The sequence below is a fragment of the Pseudomonas sp. H1_D04 genome, from assembly GCF_054683855.1.
The window spans coordinates 357,237-370,842 of record NZ_CP162826.1; the positions used below are offsets into that span (position 1 = coordinate 357,237).

Here is a 13,606-nt window from a genome sequence, read left to right on the forward strand (position 1 = left end):
CAGTTTACTTACTACAAGTAATGGGTAGTATGTACGCCGGCTATTAGCTCACTCTGAGAAAGTAGCCATTTAATAGAAAGTCCTTGAAGGGGAACACGATGAACAACGTTCTGAAATTCTCTGCTCTGGCTCTGGCCGCAGTTCTGGCTACCGGTTGCAGCAGCGTCTCCAAAGAAACCGAAGCTCGTCTGACTGCAACTGAAGACGCAGCAGCTCGCTCCCAGGCCCGTGCAGACGAAGCCTACCGTAAAGCTGATGAAGCTCTGGCTGCTGCTCAAAAAGCACAACAGACTGCTGACGAAGCTAACGAGCGCGCTCTGCGTATGCTTGAAAAAGCTAGCCGCAAGTAATAATCCCTCGGGATTGTTATCAAGCCGATCCATTTATGGATCGGCTTTTTTATTGTCTGCGATTCGCACCTGAACGCAGGCAATAAAAAGCCCGCCGCAGCGCAAGGCTGTGGGCGGGCTTTTGATCGAGCAGAGTTACTGCTGAAGATCGATCAGCGAGCTGGACGCTATAGGCGCCCCACCTGGCACGCCGATTTCAGTCGGCAAACCATCTTCCGCGGCCACCACATCACGCACCTGATCCCAATTGACCCGCAGGTTATTGGCCAAGTCTTCACGCTTGAGCAAAGCGTTGATCACCGCCGTGTGCTTGTCGACCACCGATGGCGTTCCATCATCATTCAAAGGCGTATGCGCTTCCAGATAGACCTTGCCGCCGCTGCTGCCGAACTTGTAGGCATCGTTGATGATGCGCACCGACGTACCTACCGGCACCATGCCCGCCATCTCCAGCACATTATTGTTGAACATGCGGAAACAGCCATGACTGGTACGTGTGCCAATACCGAACTTCATGTTGGAGCCGTGGATCAGGTAACCCGGTGTGCCCAGGGTGAACTTGAACGGGCCCAGCGGATTATCTGGTCCGGCAGGCACCACGTTAGGCAAAGGATCACCGTTGGCGGCGTGTTCGGCCTTGATCGAAGCCGGCGGCGTCCATGTCGGGTTCGGCGTCTTGGCGATAATACTGGTGTGGGCAATGGGCGAGCCCCAGCCCTCACGACCAATCCCCAACGGGAAGGTGTAGACCACGTTCTGGCCCTTGGGGAAATAATAGAGCCGGTATTCCGCCAGGTTGATCACGATGCCCTCACGAGGCCCCGGCGGCAGGATAAAACGCGTCGGCAGCACGATCTCGGTGCCCGCTCCCGGCAACCAGGCATCAACACCTGGGTTGGCCGCGACCATTTCCGAATAGCCCAGGTCGTAAGTGGTGCCCAGGTCGGCAAAGGTGTCTTCGTACTTGGCCTTGATCACCTGGACCTGGCCGACGATGTCTTCACCCGGAGGTGGCAAGGGCAACTGCAAAGCAGATGCAGAACCCGCCGCACAGAGTGCAGCGAGAGACAGGCAGCAGGTGACGACGGAAAGGCGCGACAACATCCGGAAAATCCTTCGCAGAACGACGTGTAGGTAAAAATCGATTGTATACGTGATGTGAGCTTCTAGCTGCAAGCGTGTCGCGGCCGCTAGAGTTCGAAACGCAGCTCAGGCCAGATCGGCGGTGTGCCGCGCTTTTGGGACTCCAAGATGGCCCGGCACAAGGGGCAAAGGCGCTGGTCCTGGAAAATCGAGCGATCAACCCGCGACCAACGTGGCTGCGCTGGCAGTAACGTGCCGCACAGCGTGCGATCAATGGAGCCGCCCAGTTCCAATTGACGCGCCACTAAATGCACCCGCACTTCCTGGCAGGCGAAGAGATCCAACTGCTCGTCCGGCTCGATCAGTTGGTAATTAAACAGTGACCAGGCAGGACGCGACATCGGGGGCTCCAGATCGGGGGGCGCCACCTTAGCCGAAAGCCTGCCAGTAGAAAAGCGTCATAGCAGCGGTTTTAGCGTCGGCCAGACATTTTCCAGCAACTTGCCCTGAGCAGCGACAGCCGGGTGCAGCCCGTCAGCCTGCATCAATTGCGAATTGCCGCCGATTCCTTCAAGGAAAAACGGTACCAACGGCACCTTTTTCTGCTGGGCGACATCGGCAAATACTTTGGCGAAGGCGTCGACATAACGCTTCCCATAGTTAGGTGGAATCTGCATGCCCAGCAACAGCACCTTCGCGCCGCTGTCCTGGGACTTCTGAATCATCGACGCAAGATTTTGTTGCAATTGCGTAGGGGGCATACCGCGCAGGCCGTCATTGCCACCCAGTTCGATAATCACTACCTCAGGCTTATGCTCTGCAAGGGCCGCCGGCAGCCGCGCGAGACCTCCAGCACTGGTATCACCACTGATGGAGGCGTTGACCACTTTATCGTCGAAACCTTCCTTCTTGAGCCGTTGCTCCAACAAGGCAACCCACCCTTTGCGTGTATCCAGGCCGAAACCGGCACTGATACTATCGCCAACGATCAGGACTGTACCCGCCGCTGCGTTCTGGGCCATGCACATCAAGGCCAGGCCAGCACTCAAAAACCACATTCGCATCGGATTCTCCATGGGCGCAAGCATTCTCACCGCGCGGAACCTTAGCAAAGTGGTTCCCAGCGCGGAAGGTGAACTGACTATCCTGCACGAACTGAGCCTCGAACTGAACAAGGGCGATAGCCTGGCTATCGTCGGCAGCTCCGGCTCCGGTAAATCCACCCTCCTCGGCCTGCTGGCCGGACTCGACCTGCCCAGCAGCGGCGAAGTCACCCTCGCCGGACAAGCCCTCAGCCGCCTCGACGAAGACCAGCGCGCACGCATCCGCGCCGAACACGTAGGTTTTGTGTTCCAGTCGTTCCAACTGCTCGACAGCCTCAACGCGCTGGAGAACGTCATGCTGCCGCTGGAGCTGGATGGCCGCAAAGACGCCCGTGAGCGCGCCAAACACCTGCTGGAACGCGTGGGCCTCGGCCAGCGCCTCACCCACTCGCCACGCCAACTTTCCGGTGGCGAGCAGCAGCGTGTAGCCATTGCTCGCGCCTTTGCCGCCGAACCGGACGTGCTGTTTGCCGATGAACCCACCGGCAACCTCGACAGCCACACCGGCGAGCGCATCAGCGACCTGCTGTTCGAGCTCAATAAAGAGAGCGGCACGACCCTGGTGCTGGTCACCCACGACGAGCGCCTGGCCCACCGTTGCCGACGCCTGATCCGCCTTGAAGCCGGCCTGATGGTCGCGCCCCTGGAGCCTTGATGGCACGTTTGCCGCTGTTGCGCCTGTTCAGCCTTGCCATGCGTCAATTGCTGCGCGATGCCCGCGCCGGCGAATTGCGCGTGTTGTTCTTTGCCCTGCTGGTGGCCGTGGCCGCCAGCACTGCTATCGGTTACTTCGGTGCACGTCTCAACGGCGCCATGATGTTGCGCGCCACCGAGTTCCTAGGCGCCGACCTGGTACTTGAAGGAAGCTCACCAGCCCGGTCCGAGCAAATCCGCTCCGGGACCGAACTGGGTCTGGATCACGCGCGAGTCGTGGAGTTCTCCAGTGTTATCGCCACTGATAACGGAATCCAGCTTTCCAGTATCAAGGCGGTCAACGAGCAATATCCGCTGCGAGGCGAACTGAAGAGCGCTGCTGCGCCCTTTGGCGATGAAACCCCTGGCGGCGGCCCCAAACCCGGCGAAGCCTGGGTGGAGGCGCGGCTGCTGACGGCACTGGACCTCAAAATCGGCGACAGCGTCGATGTCGGCATGAAAACCCTGCGTCTGGCCCGCGTACTCACCTACGAACCAGATCGCGCCGGCAACTTCTACAGCCTCACGCCAAGGGTGATGATCAACCTGGCAGACCTGGACGCCACCGGCGTGGTCCAACCCGGCAGCCGCGTCAGCTACCGCGAATTATGGCGCGGGCCGCCGGAAAGCACGGTGCTGCAAACCTATCGCGACCTGCTCAAGCCGGGGCTCGCCGCCAACCAGCGACTGCAGGACTCACGCGACGGCAATCAACAGATTGGCGGCGCCTTGGGCAAAGCCGAGCGCTACCTGAACATGGCCAGCCTGGTAGCCGTGCTGCTGGCCGGCGTGGCCGTGGCTTTGTCGGCCAACCGCTTTGCCACCCGACGCTTCGACGCCAGTGCATTGCTGCGCTGCCTGGGACTGTCACGACGCGAAGCCATGTTGCTGTTCAGCCTGCAACTGACCGTACTGGGTTTGCTCGCAAGCTTGGCCGGCGCCCTGCTCGGTTGGCTGGCACAGTTCGGCTTGTTCTATTTCCTGCACGACCTGCTGCCAGCGGATGTTCCCCCCGGGGGACTGTTGCCGGCCGTTGCCGGGATCGGCACCGGGCTGGTGGCTCTCGCCGGTTTCGCCCTGCCGCCGTTGGCAGCACTCGGTCGGGTACCGCCGTTGCGGGTGTTGCGCCGCGACCTGCTGCCAATTCCGTCCAGCACCTGGATGGTTTACGGCGCTGCGCTGTTCGCACTGGGCCTGATCATGTGGCGCCTGAGCCTGGATCTGGTGCTGACCTTCGCCCTGCTGGGCGGTGGCGTGGTGGCTGCGCTGGTCCTCGGCGGCTTGCTTTTGCTGCTGTTGCAAAGCCTGCGGCGCCTGCTAGCTCGCGCCTCCCTGCCCTGGCGCCTGGGCTTGGGCCAACTGCTGCGCCACCCATTGGCGGCGGCGGGCCAGTCACTGGCGTTTGGCTTGATCTTATTGTCCATGGGTTTGATCGCCCTGCTGCGCGGCGAATTGCTGGACACTTGGCAAAACCAGTTGCCCAAGGACGCGCCTAACTACTTTGCGCTGAACATCCTGCCGGCCGACAAGGACGCCTTTAGCGCCCGCCTGCTGGAAGTGCAGGCGCAATCAGCGCCGCTGTACCCCGTGGTGCCGGGCCGGTTGATTAGCATTAATGGCGACCCGGTACAGGACATAGTCAGCAAGGACTCCAGCGGCGACCGCGCAGTACAACGCGACCTGAGCCTGACCTGGGCCGCCGACCTGCCACCGGGCAATACGCTGACTGCAGGCTCATGGTGGTCGCAACGACCCACCGAGGATATTCCTGGCGTCTCGGTAGAAGCCAAAGTTGCTGAAAGCCTCAAGCTCAAGTTGAACGATCACCTGGTGTTCACCATTGCCGGGGAAAATCGTGAAGCGCGGGTCACCAGCCTGCGAACCATCAACTGGGATAACTTCCAGCCGAACTTCTTCATGATTTTTCAGCCCGGCACGTTGAAGGACCTGCCGGCCACCTACCTGACCAGCTTCTACCTGGCGCCAGGGCATGACCAACAAATCGTCGATCTGTCGCGAGCCTTTCCGGCGGTTACGATCCTCCAGGTTGAGGCCCTGCTGGAGCAATTGCGCAGCATCCTCGCCCAAGTGACCCTGGCGGTGGAATACGTGCTGTTGTTTGTACTGGCTGCCGGGATGGCCGTGTTGTTCTCCGGTTTACAGGCCACGCTGGACGAGCGCATCCGCCAAGGCGCACTGCTACGAGCGCTAGGCGCGGAACGCAAGTTGCTGGTCAAGGCACGGCGTATCGAGTTTGGCTTGCTGGGCGCCGTCAGCGGTTTGTTGGCGGCATTGGGTACCGAACTGGTGACCTGGGTGCTGTACCGTTATGCCTTTGACCTGGTCTGGCACCCGCACCCATGGCTGTTGCTGCTGCCGATCATCGGCGCCGTACTGATCGGTGCCGCAGGAGTATTCGGCACACGCCGCGCGTTGAATGCCAGCCCACTGACGGTATTGCGCGAAGGCTGAAACGCCGATGGCCCGCACTCTTCAAAGACTGCGGGCCATCATTGCCTATTTCACATATTCGATCCCGGTGATCCACCAGCACACTTCGCCACCGGGAGTCTGCACGATGGCCTCATCGTCGACCTCCTTGCGCAACAAGGCACGAGCCATTGGTGAGTCGATAGAAATGTAATCCATCCGGTCATAAATCTCGTCATAGCCGACTATGCGAAAACGCTTGGTCTCTCCCTGCTCGTTTTCAATATCGACCCAAGCACCAAAAAAAACCCTACCTTCCTGCTCGGGCATGTACTCCACCACGCGCATGTCTTCCAGACGCTTGCGCAGGTAACGCACCCGTCGGTCGATTTCTCGCAGCAGCTTCTTGTTGTACTGGTAGTCGGCATTCTCACTGCGATCCCCCAGTGAGGCGGCCCACGTCACCTTGCGCGTGGTATCTGGACGTTTTTCGCGCCACAGATAATCCAGCTCTTTCTTCAGCGCCTCATGACCTTCTTTGGTAATCAGCTTGGTACTCAAACGCATGCATCCCCAGGCAATGTCCATAGATGCCGATAGGCCAGGCAATAACTCCCTGACGTCGGTTCGCTGGGGTTGATGATAAATGAACCCGGGAAAGTAGCCAGGGCAGTCTAACCATCCAGGGTCTGATCCAGCTCAAGCAGCACACCGCGCAAACTCTGGCGTAAATCCGACACTTGCGAAGTCATCACTTTCAGGGCTTCGGTCCGCTGACTGACGGCCAACGATTGGTCATGCAACTGAGTGGTGCGCTGTTCCAATTCGCGGGTCCTTTCATCCAATTGACTCTGCTCTTGCTGCAATCGGGCCTGCCATTGATCAAGGGCTGTTTCGCGTTCCATTGCAGCGAGTTTTTGTTGGGTGAGTTCCTGAGCGACACGAGCAAGGTTGGTCAGCGTACTGTCCACTTCGAACAGGTTGCAGCGGTCTGCTGGCGCCAGTTGCTTTGGCTGCACCGGAGCGTCTGGCTCATTCATTACGGCTGGTGCAGTCCGCAACACGGTCACCGGCTCATTGATTGGCATCTGCCTTGGCTCTTCTGGCGTCTGTTCATTTACTGGCAACTGAGCAGGCTCGGTTGGGTCCGCGTCCCTGGGAGGCGCACTCATTTTCGACGAGAAGCGAATGGAAGGCACAATCAATGAAGCGCTTTCGATGGGTGGCATCACCGGAGCAGACATTCCCAGGGTGATCACCTTCATCACCAGGGCCTTCTTGATGGTCACCGAATGATGCTCTTCAGGCCTCGCAGGGGGCAGTTTGCACCCTTTCAAATCGAGAAAATGATAAGAAACTTGAGTGTCGGTAACACTGCCGGTCTTAATACCCGACGCCGATGTAAGAATCTGCTTAAAAACTTGCATTGCCACCTGTAAGTCTTCCTTGGACTCTACCCCATCCAGAAAATACCGATCGAGTTTTTTGCGCAGGGTTGCGATATAGACTCTTGAACTCGCCGGCTCCACCTCTTCATCCAAGCTATAAACAAGAAAGTTTGAAGCAATCTGACCAACAGCAAATCCACAGAGCAACGCCCCGTTGACCGGCGTATCTTGGCCATCGCGTTCAAGAACAAGAGTACGTAGAAGCATCATGATAATCAGGTCTCATTAGACATTCGGAAAATCTCTACAACTCCCAGACAAACACTAGGCAGTTAGAGATTACAAACACAAAACAATTGTTCCAGCGACCTGCCTAGCGTGCACGTAGGACTTTTCCTATTAATGCTTATCGGAGTTCCCAAAAACCACTATTGCTCGTATTCTTTTTCAACATCTTCGCCCTGCGCGCACCAGACTAAATGATCAAAATAACCAACCTGATAAAACATCTAAACAAGAAAACAATAATCAACAATTTTTCATTTGGCGCCTGCAAACATGAATGCCTGGGACTATTCGGAGAAAATCCTACAGTTAAAACAGCACTTCTCGATTTAATCTCAGGCTCGACACTCCCCTTCAGCGGACATATCAACATCCAAGGTATCGATACAACCACCCAATCGCATAAAGTAAAAAAGATAGTCGGCTACCAAATTAACAAGTGTGTCAGTCACCCGACGATGCTGGTTAAAGAGTTCCTTGACTACATCGCAGCCATCCGCGGACTTCGCGGCACCGAAAAGCGCGCAAAGGTTGAACAGGCTGCTGCACGATTGGAATTGTCATCGGTGCTCAACGCGCCCCTTGATGCGCTGTCGATCGGCCTTAAGCGCAAAGTCGCCATCGCCCAAGCCATCTTGCACACCCCTACGCTGCTGTTACTCGATGAGCCAACTGAAGGGCTCACACCTGATCAAAAACACAAATTCAGGGCGCTCATCCAGTCGTTGACACAAGACATGACAGTGATCGTCGCCTCCCGCCACTGCGATGAATTGTCCGAGTTCTGTACTCGCGCGCTGGTTATCGCAGGCAATCGCCTGGTGGCCGACACCCCAATGCCAGATTTGCAACGCAACTCTCGTCATTTTCAGGCGGTCACCCTCGCCGCAGACGCTCCGTTGGACTTGTTGGCTCTAGCCGTACTGCCAGGTGTGGCAGGGATCGAAGAGCATCGGCATGCACCCGGTACGGTGACCGTCCTGGCCATGCCGGGACACACCATCTACCCCCACATCAATGCACTCATTGCCCATCGCCGATGGAAAATCAACTCACTGAACCTAGAGCCCGGTCGACTGAGCGATGTGGTTCATCATCTGAGCCGTGAGGCCCGTCTTTGAAACTGCTGCCAGTCATTTTCAAGCGTCAACTTCTCCACTACGCCTGCACACCCGGCACTTATCTGAGCGTTGCCATTTTTTCAGTGCTTTACGTGGCACTCGGGTTGCACATGAGTCCGTGGCCTGAACACGACATCAATACCTTGCAGGTTTTTTTCCAGTTGCACCCTTGGCTATATCTATTATTGATTCCTTCACTCGCGACGCAACTTTGGTCGGACGAGTCCAATGCAGGCTTTCTCGACCTGATGAAAACAGTGCCCGTCACGACGCATGAATGGGTTGTTGGAAAATTTCTAGCAGCCTGGGCCGTGGTGGGCATGGCCCTGATGTTGGCGTTCCCCCTCGTCATCATTGCCAACTACATGGGTAATGCAGACAACAATATTATTGCCTCGCAATTTATGTCTAGCTGGCTGCTGGCAGGCAGTTATTTATCTGTCGGATTGTTTATTTTCACACTGCTGCCTCAGCGCACTGTCCTTTTCATACTGACAGTAGGCTTGCTGCTCACCTCCAGCGCTCTTTCTTATTTGCTTGATGCACTAGAGCATCAGGCGCCCATCTGGGCAATAGACAGCCTGGCCTCCCTAAGCCCTTTTTCAAGGTTCAGCGCTATTGACAACGGAAAGTTTACGCTTCGCGACATCCTTTACTTCATTAGTATAATAGTCGCCTTCCTCACAGCCACGACAGTAACCCTCAATTACCGACACCGCTGAGAAGGAAAGCCCTCCATGCAACCTACTCTGCGCACAGGCATTACACTCACTGTCATATTGTTATTATTTCTAGCGTTCAACTTAGTTTGGATAGCGAAAATTCCTGATATTCGATGGGATCTTTCGCGACATAAGGTCCACACCCTCTCCCCACCCGCTAGACAATTACTTTCGTCGCTTGAGTCGCCAATGGACTTGTATTACTTCAATACCAATAACGACCCGAAACGAAGCTTCGCCCTAAAGCGCCACGGCAAGCACATAGAAGACCGGTTGCGGGAATACGAAAAAGCAGCGAAGGGTATGATCAATCTGCACCTTATTGATCCCGGATCTTTTTCAGAAGACGCCTACAAAGCCAGGCTTTTCGGTCTCGACGACCAGTCGGGATTTCTGGGGCTGATCGGCACCCGAGCCGGCCACGGAGCGCAACGTATTGAATCATTCAGCCTGGACCGGGAGCCATTGCTCGAATATGAAATCAGCCATCTGATCTATAAGTTGCAGTACCCAGACCGCCCCGTTATCGGACTATTGTCTGGTTTAGCGATGGGAGACTATGCAGGCCAGTTGGTGACGGAAATGCAGCGTCATTTCAACCTGGTCAATCTGGAGGCGACCACCGAGCGCATACCGGAACACGTCAAAACGCTTATGGTCGTGCGTCCTGAAGCGCTGCCCGAACAATCGTTGTATGGGATTGAACAATTTGTGTTGAGGGGCGGTAAATTGATGATGTTTATCGACCCCATGCCTGAGCAAAGTTCGAACATCACGTCCGCCAATACCCGTCTGACAGAGGTGCTTTCCGCTTGGGGCGTAGAGATGCCAGCAGACAAGTTTCTAATCGACCACCGCTACGCGGAATCGGCGGCACCTGAGCTGGGTAAGCTCCCAGTGCAGTATCCGGGCAGATTGAAGCTGCCTCGGCAGGCAATGAACACGCACGACATCAGCACTTGGAAACTGAATACTGTGACGGTATCGAGCAGTGGTGCGCTTTTTCATCGCAAAAAAAGCGGCACCACCCTCACCCCGCTTCTGCAAAGTTCCGGGCAATCCAGGTTGCTGGAAACCAACCGATTTACCTCAGCACATGAGATCGACTCAACGGCCGATAACGCATCCACTCGGGCGCAACACCATGTGATTGCAGCTCGTATAGAGGGGCCAGCCTACTCAGCATTCCCCGATGGCATTAAGGAGCAGCCCGCAGGTTTGCAAAAAGCGGCACAGATCCATGTGGTGGTGGTGGCCGACACTGATTTGCTCACGGATCACATCAATAGCTCAGCGCCTGACAGCAACGCAGTCTTTATCTTAAATACGCTGGATAACCTGTCCGCAAGCGATTCACTGACCAACATCCGCCCGCGCGCACCGATGGACAGATCGAAGAACATGATGGAGCGGATACGCGACAACGCCGAACAAGCCTACGAGCAGAAGGCGACTGAATTGGAACGGCGTCTGTTACGAACGGAACAGGAATGGCAAATGCTGAACCCACCGGCAGCCCCCCTCGGCTCCCAAGCAGTGGACACCACCCCCCAATTGGTGGCGCTCAACAAGGAGCGCCTGCGCTTACCCATGGAATTACACGCTTTGAGGGCTCAGACGCACGCTGAGGTGCATCGCCTGGAGCTCGCGATAAAGCTGTTCGTGACCTTGGCAATCCCGGGCGTGCTCTGTCTAGTCGCTTGGGTGGTTTTTGTAAGGAATAAACGGCGCCGATTACAGGCGAGTGTCGGACTCTCCTGAGCCCTCAACGCCTGGCAATCAGCCCCTGCCGGGCAATACGTGTGAGTTGACGAATCACTTCAGCCGCGTCGCTGGCACTGGGCGCCTGGATAACTGCCAGGTCGAAGCTATTACTCGCAAAACGGGCCAGGGAACCGCCATCTTCGACAAACTGGATCAGGAAAGCCGAAGGCCGCCCGGTGCGACGTGGCCAGCCGTCCAGGTAACGCAACAGCGTGGGCTGGTGCTTACCGCCCAAGAGGATTTTCGGATTGCGTTGAGTAAGGTCCGCAGTGATCGGAGCCAGGCGTATCAGGGGGCGTAGTGCATTCATAGTGTCGTGTCTCTGCCTCAAAAGTCTGCGGGCAGGTGAGAGGCAACACCGAACCAGCGCTTTAGCGGTATTTCGAAGCTGTTTCCTCAGGGGAGAACAGGCTTCTGTCGGGCTGCATCGAGTCCCAGTGGCGCCCCGCAATTAGCTGTTTAAATCGGCGCATGGGCAGCATCCTAGAGAAGCCGGATGGCCGATGTCAAGAATCCCGAGCAACGAAAAGGCCCGCACATGGCGGGCCTCTTCAGGTGTTGCAGAGGGGTCAGTTGGCTATTGCACGGTCGGCAGACAGTTTACCGGCACCTTCCAGCAGCACTGCCACGGACCCGCCCAACAAGGCTAATGCGAACTCGTAACCATTGTTGGCCATGAACAGACCGTTATGGATATGCACCGAGAAGATCGCCACCACCGACAGAATGGTCAGGCCCAACGCAGCAGGGCGTACCAGCAGACCGATGATCAGGGCCAGGCCGGCGAAAAACTCGGTTCCGCCCGACAGCAGCGCCATCAGGGTACCCGGCGCCAGGCCGATGCTTTCCATCCATTGGGCAGTGCCCGCCAAGCCGTAGCCGCCAAACCAACCGAAGAGTTTTTGCGAACCGTGGGCGGCGAAGATGATGCCAACAACAATGCGCAGGATGGTCAGACCGTAGCCGGCACGAGTGGACAGTAGGCTTTTGATCATTGGGCTCATGGAGTAAATCCTTTTTGAAGTAGGGGTTGGTTGGCCGCTATATTAATCAGTTTAAACAATGATAAAAGCCGAAAAAAATGCCTGATTAATATCGATAAAATCGATTACTTCCGTGAGGCAATTTTCGGTGCTGGCGGCTCCAGGGACTCACGCTCCCGATCGAACGCCAAGAAGTACTTGTTGACGCTATTAACATAGCTGACGCCGCCCATTCCCACCTGTTCCATGGCAATGCGCTCCACCTGGAAGAACCATTGGTTGGGGTTCAATCCCCGGCGCCGGGCCTCGGTGCGCATACCCTGCACGCGCTCCGGGCCCATGTTGTAGGCCGCGAGTACAAAAGCCATGCGCTCACGCTCGTTGAGCTTGGGGCTGGCGAAGAACTTGCGACGGATCAACGCCAGATAACGCGCGCCCGCCTGCACATTACTGTCGAGACTTTCGATATTGTTGACGCCAACCCGCTGGGCCGCTGAGGGTGTGATCTGCATCAAGCCGGTAGGACCACCGCTGTTGCGCGCGCCAGGATCGAAGGCGGATTCCTTGAAAGCCAGCGCTGCAAGGTTAAGCCAGTCCATGCCCTGCTCGCGGGCATGTTTTTGCAGCACTGGCCGCAGCTTTTCCAGGCGCTGGCGGTCGGCGCGGGCCAGTGGGTTCCGCACCTGGTAGAGGCGTCGATAAATGCGTTGAAACGCCACGTCCTGGTCGGAAGGCGTGCGATAGGTCTTGAGAAAGCGATCAATACTTGCACGCAGCATCGAAGCGTCCTGGCGAACAAACCAGTATTCATCGCCGGGTTCGCTAATGACGACTTGTTTGTCGAAGCGCAACTTGGGCAGGATCTTAGACCAGCGTTCGGCAATCGGTTTCTCGACAATGGTGAGATGGAAAATCCCCGCCTGCACCATTTCCAGAACGTCCTCCACTGCCAGGGTCGGGTCCACCCATTCCACCTTCACCGGTGGCTGCTTGTGCAGGGCCAGCTTCTGATTGACCTGGCTGATGGCATCCGCTGCCGCACTGCCAGTGGTCAGCGCCAGCGTTCGTCCTGACAGTTGCTCCAACTTGGTAAAACGCCGCTCTCCCTTCACCCCCACCAGCCACAACGGTACAGCGCTGGCAATCGGGCTACTGGTGCTGATTTTGTGAGCAGCTTTCACATCAAGCAACTCGCCAGGAGCAACCAGATCGCCTTCACCACGGGCCAGCGCGCCGAGCAATTGATCCTTGGCCTTGGGGATTATCTTGAGGTTTATTTCCTGGCCATCACGGGCGTGACCGTTGAGGTATTGCTCGAAGGCGCGTAGGCGGTGGTATTCAACACCGATGGCCTGGCCCTGCACTTCGCCGGAACTGTTGCGACTTTGGTTGACCAATACCCGAAGGGTGCGACTTGAACGAATCTCCGCCAAGTCACGGACCTTGCCAGGCTTGGTCACTTCCAGCGGCCCGTCCAGACGCGCAACCGCCGCCAAAGGCAACAGTAACGCCAGGCACAACATAAGCAACGCCGAGGGTCGGATCATCCGCTCTCCGGAAAGAATACTGGCCAACGCGCTCGCGAAAAACGACGCGGTGGAGGTCAGAAACAGAGCGCTTTATGCGCAGGCTTTGCGTGCAACGGTGGCACAGTGCAGGACGTTCAGCCAAACACGATGTCACT

14 protein-coding genes are annotated in these 13,606 nt (G+C 56.9%); 6 read left to right on the forward strand and 8 right to left on the reverse strand.

Going from position 1 to position 13,606, the window contains the following annotated elements; all coding sequences use genetic code 11:
• The first annotated feature begins 98 nt into the window (after positions 1–98).
• Complete coding sequence (gene oprI, locus AB4N82_RS01755; RefSeq protein WP_003172710.1) at positions 99–350, forward strand: outer membrane lipoprotei OprI; 252 nt, start codon at positions 99–101, stop codon at positions 348–350.
• A 135-nt stretch (positions 351–485) separates the two neighbouring features.
• Here oprI and AB4N82_RS01760 read toward each other — a convergent pair whose 3' ends face one another.
• From AB4N82_RS01760 to AB4N82_RS01770, 3 genes are all read right to left on the reverse strand, one after another.
• Complete coding sequence (locus tag AB4N82_RS01760) at positions 486–1,454, reverse strand: L,D-transpeptidase family protein (protein ID WP_032888994.1); 969 nt, start codon at positions 1,452–1,454, stop codon at positions 486–488.
• An 86-nt stretch (positions 1,455–1,540) separates the two neighbouring features.
• Positions 1,541–1,834: a hypothetical protein gene (locus tag AB4N82_RS01765; protein ID WP_010211879.1), complete on the reverse strand. Its 294-nt coding sequence runs from the start codon at positions 1,832–1,834 to the stop codon at positions 1,541–1,543.
• Between the two features lie 57 nt (positions 1,835–1,891).
• Entirely contained in the window at positions 1,892–2,497 is a 606-nt protein-coding gene (locus tag AB4N82_RS01770; protein WP_032888992.1) for an arylesterase, read from the reverse strand.
• A gap of 10 nt (positions 2,498–2,507) precedes the next feature.
• On the opposite strand from AB4N82_RS01770, the gene AB4N82_RS01775 reads away from it, so the two are divergent.
• Together AB4N82_RS01775 and AB4N82_RS01780 are read left to right on the forward strand one after the other, a co-directional pair.
• The gene (locus AB4N82_RS01775; RefSeq protein ID WP_032888990.1) at positions 2,508–3,191 is read left to right on the forward strand and encodes an ABC transporter ATP-binding protein; all 684 of its coding nucleotides are present in this window, start codon (positions 2,508–2,510) and stop codon (positions 3,189–3,191) included.
• Positions 3,191–5,701 carry an ABC transporter permease gene (locus AB4N82_RS01780; RefSeq protein WP_032888988.1) on the forward strand — a complete coding sequence of 837 codons (2,511 nt, stop codon included), beginning with the start codon at positions 3,191–3,193 and terminating at the stop codon, positions 5,699–5,701. The genes AB4N82_RS01775 and AB4N82_RS01780 overlap by 1 nt, the downstream gene beginning before the upstream one ends.
• A gap of 45 nt (positions 5,702–5,746) precedes the next feature.
• Here AB4N82_RS01780 and greB read toward each other — a convergent pair whose 3' ends face one another.
• Together greB and AB4N82_RS01790 are read right to left on the reverse strand one after the other, a co-directional pair.
• Positions 5,747–6,220 (reverse strand): transcription elongation factor GreB, encoded by a 474-nt coding sequence (gene greB / locus AB4N82_RS01785; RefSeq protein ID WP_048729176.1) that lies wholly within the window; start codon positions 6,218–6,220, stop codon positions 5,747–5,749.
• Between the two features lie 113 nt (positions 6,221–6,333).
• Positions 6,334–7,317: a hypothetical protein gene (locus AB4N82_RS01790; protein WP_122764961.1), complete on the reverse strand. Its 984-nt coding sequence runs from the start codon at positions 7,315–7,317 to the stop codon at positions 6,334–6,336.
• A gap of 209 nt (positions 7,318–7,526) precedes the next feature.
• On the opposite strand from AB4N82_RS01790, the gene AB4N82_RS01795 reads away from it, so the two are divergent.
• Genes AB4N82_RS01795 through AB4N82_RS01805 form a run of 3 tightly spaced genes read left to right on the forward strand, consistent with a single transcriptional unit; the run spans position 7,527 to position 10,936 of the window.
• Positions 7,527–8,453, forward strand: a complete 927-nt coding sequence (locus AB4N82_RS01795) for an ATP-binding cassette domain-containing protein (protein ID WP_122764960.1) — start codon at positions 7,527–7,529, stop codon at positions 8,451–8,453.
• Positions 8,450–9,175 carry an ABC-2 transporter permease gene (locus AB4N82_RS01800; RefSeq protein ID WP_099601454.1) on the forward strand — a complete coding sequence of 242 codons (726 nt, stop codon included), beginning with the start codon at positions 8,450–8,452 and terminating at the stop codon, positions 9,173–9,175. Before AB4N82_RS01795 ends, AB4N82_RS01800 begins: the two co-directional genes overlap by 4 nt.
• A 15-nt stretch (positions 9,176–9,190) precedes the next feature.
• On the forward strand, positions 9,191–10,936 hold the full coding sequence (locus AB4N82_RS01805) for a GldG family protein (protein WP_460104246.1): 1,746 nt from the start codon (positions 9,191–9,193) through the stop codon (positions 10,934–10,936).
• A gap of 4 nt (positions 10,937–10,940) precedes the next feature.
• Here the strand turns inward: AB4N82_RS01805 and AB4N82_RS01810 are convergent, their stop codons facing one another.
• The 3 genes from AB4N82_RS01810 to AB4N82_RS01820 all read right to left on the reverse strand — a co-directional run bounded on the left by AB4N82_RS01810 (position 10,941) and on the right by AB4N82_RS01820 (position 13,469).
• Positions 10,941–11,249, reverse strand: a complete 309-nt coding sequence (locus AB4N82_RS01810; RefSeq protein WP_032888977.1) for a hypothetical protein — start codon at positions 11,247–11,249, stop codon at positions 10,941–10,943.
• Between the two features lie 259 nt (positions 11,250–11,508).
• Positions 11,509–11,943: a DoxX family protein gene (locus AB4N82_RS01815; protein WP_032888975.1), complete on the reverse strand. Its 435-nt coding sequence runs from the start codon at positions 11,941–11,943 to the stop codon at positions 11,509–11,511.
• A gap of 104 nt (positions 11,944–12,047) precedes the next feature.
• Positions 12,048–13,469, reverse strand: a complete 1,422-nt coding sequence (locus tag AB4N82_RS01820) for an MltF family protein (RefSeq protein WP_032888973.1) — start codon at positions 13,467–13,469, stop codon at positions 12,048–12,050.
• Positions 13,470–13,606: the final 137 nt, after the last annotated feature.

Coding starts and splice junctions, on each gene's coding strand:
- oprI (WP_003172710.1), top strand. CDS start 99: ATGAACAACGTTCTGAAATTCTCTGCTCTGGCTCTGGCCGCAGTTCTG.
- AB4N82_RS01760 (WP_032888994.1), bottom strand. CDS start 1,454: ATGTTGTCGCGCCTTTCCGTCGTCACCTGCTGCCTGTCTCTCGCTGCA.
- AB4N82_RS01765 (WP_010211879.1), bottom strand. CDS start 1,834: ATGTCGCGTCCTGCCTGGTCACTGTTTAATTACCAACTGATCGAGCCG.
- AB4N82_RS01770 (WP_032888992.1), bottom strand. CDS start 2,497: ATGCGAATGTGGTTTTTGAGTGCTGGCCTGGCCTTGATGTGCATGGCC.
- AB4N82_RS01775 (WP_032888990.1), top strand. CDS start 2,508: ATGGGCGCAAGCATTCTCACCGCGCGGAACCTTAGCAAAGTGGTTCCC.
- AB4N82_RS01780 (WP_032888988.1), top strand. CDS start 3,191: ATGGCACGTTTGCCGCTGTTGCGCCTGTTCAGCCTTGCCATGCGTCAA.
- AB4N82_RS01790 (WP_122764961.1), bottom strand. CDS start 7,317: ATGATGCTTCTACGTACTCTTGTTCTTGAACGCGATGGCCAAGATACG.
- AB4N82_RS01795 (WP_122764960.1), top strand. CDS start 7,527: ATGATCAAAATAACCAACCTGATAAAACATCTAAACAAGAAAACAATA.
- AB4N82_RS01805 (WP_460104246.1), top strand. CDS start 9,191: ATGCAACCTACTCTGCGCACAGGCATTACACTCACTGTCATATTGTTA.
- AB4N82_RS01810 (WP_032888977.1), bottom strand. CDS start 11,249: ATGAATGCACTACGCCCCCTGATACGCCTGGCTCCGATCACTGCGGAC.
- AB4N82_RS01815 (WP_032888975.1), bottom strand. CDS start 11,943: ATGAGCCCAATGATCAAAAGCCTACTGTCCACTCGTGCCGGCTACGGT.
- AB4N82_RS01820 (WP_032888973.1), bottom strand. CDS start 13,469: ATGATCCGACCCTCGGCGTTGCTTATGTTGTGCCTGGCGTTACTGTTG.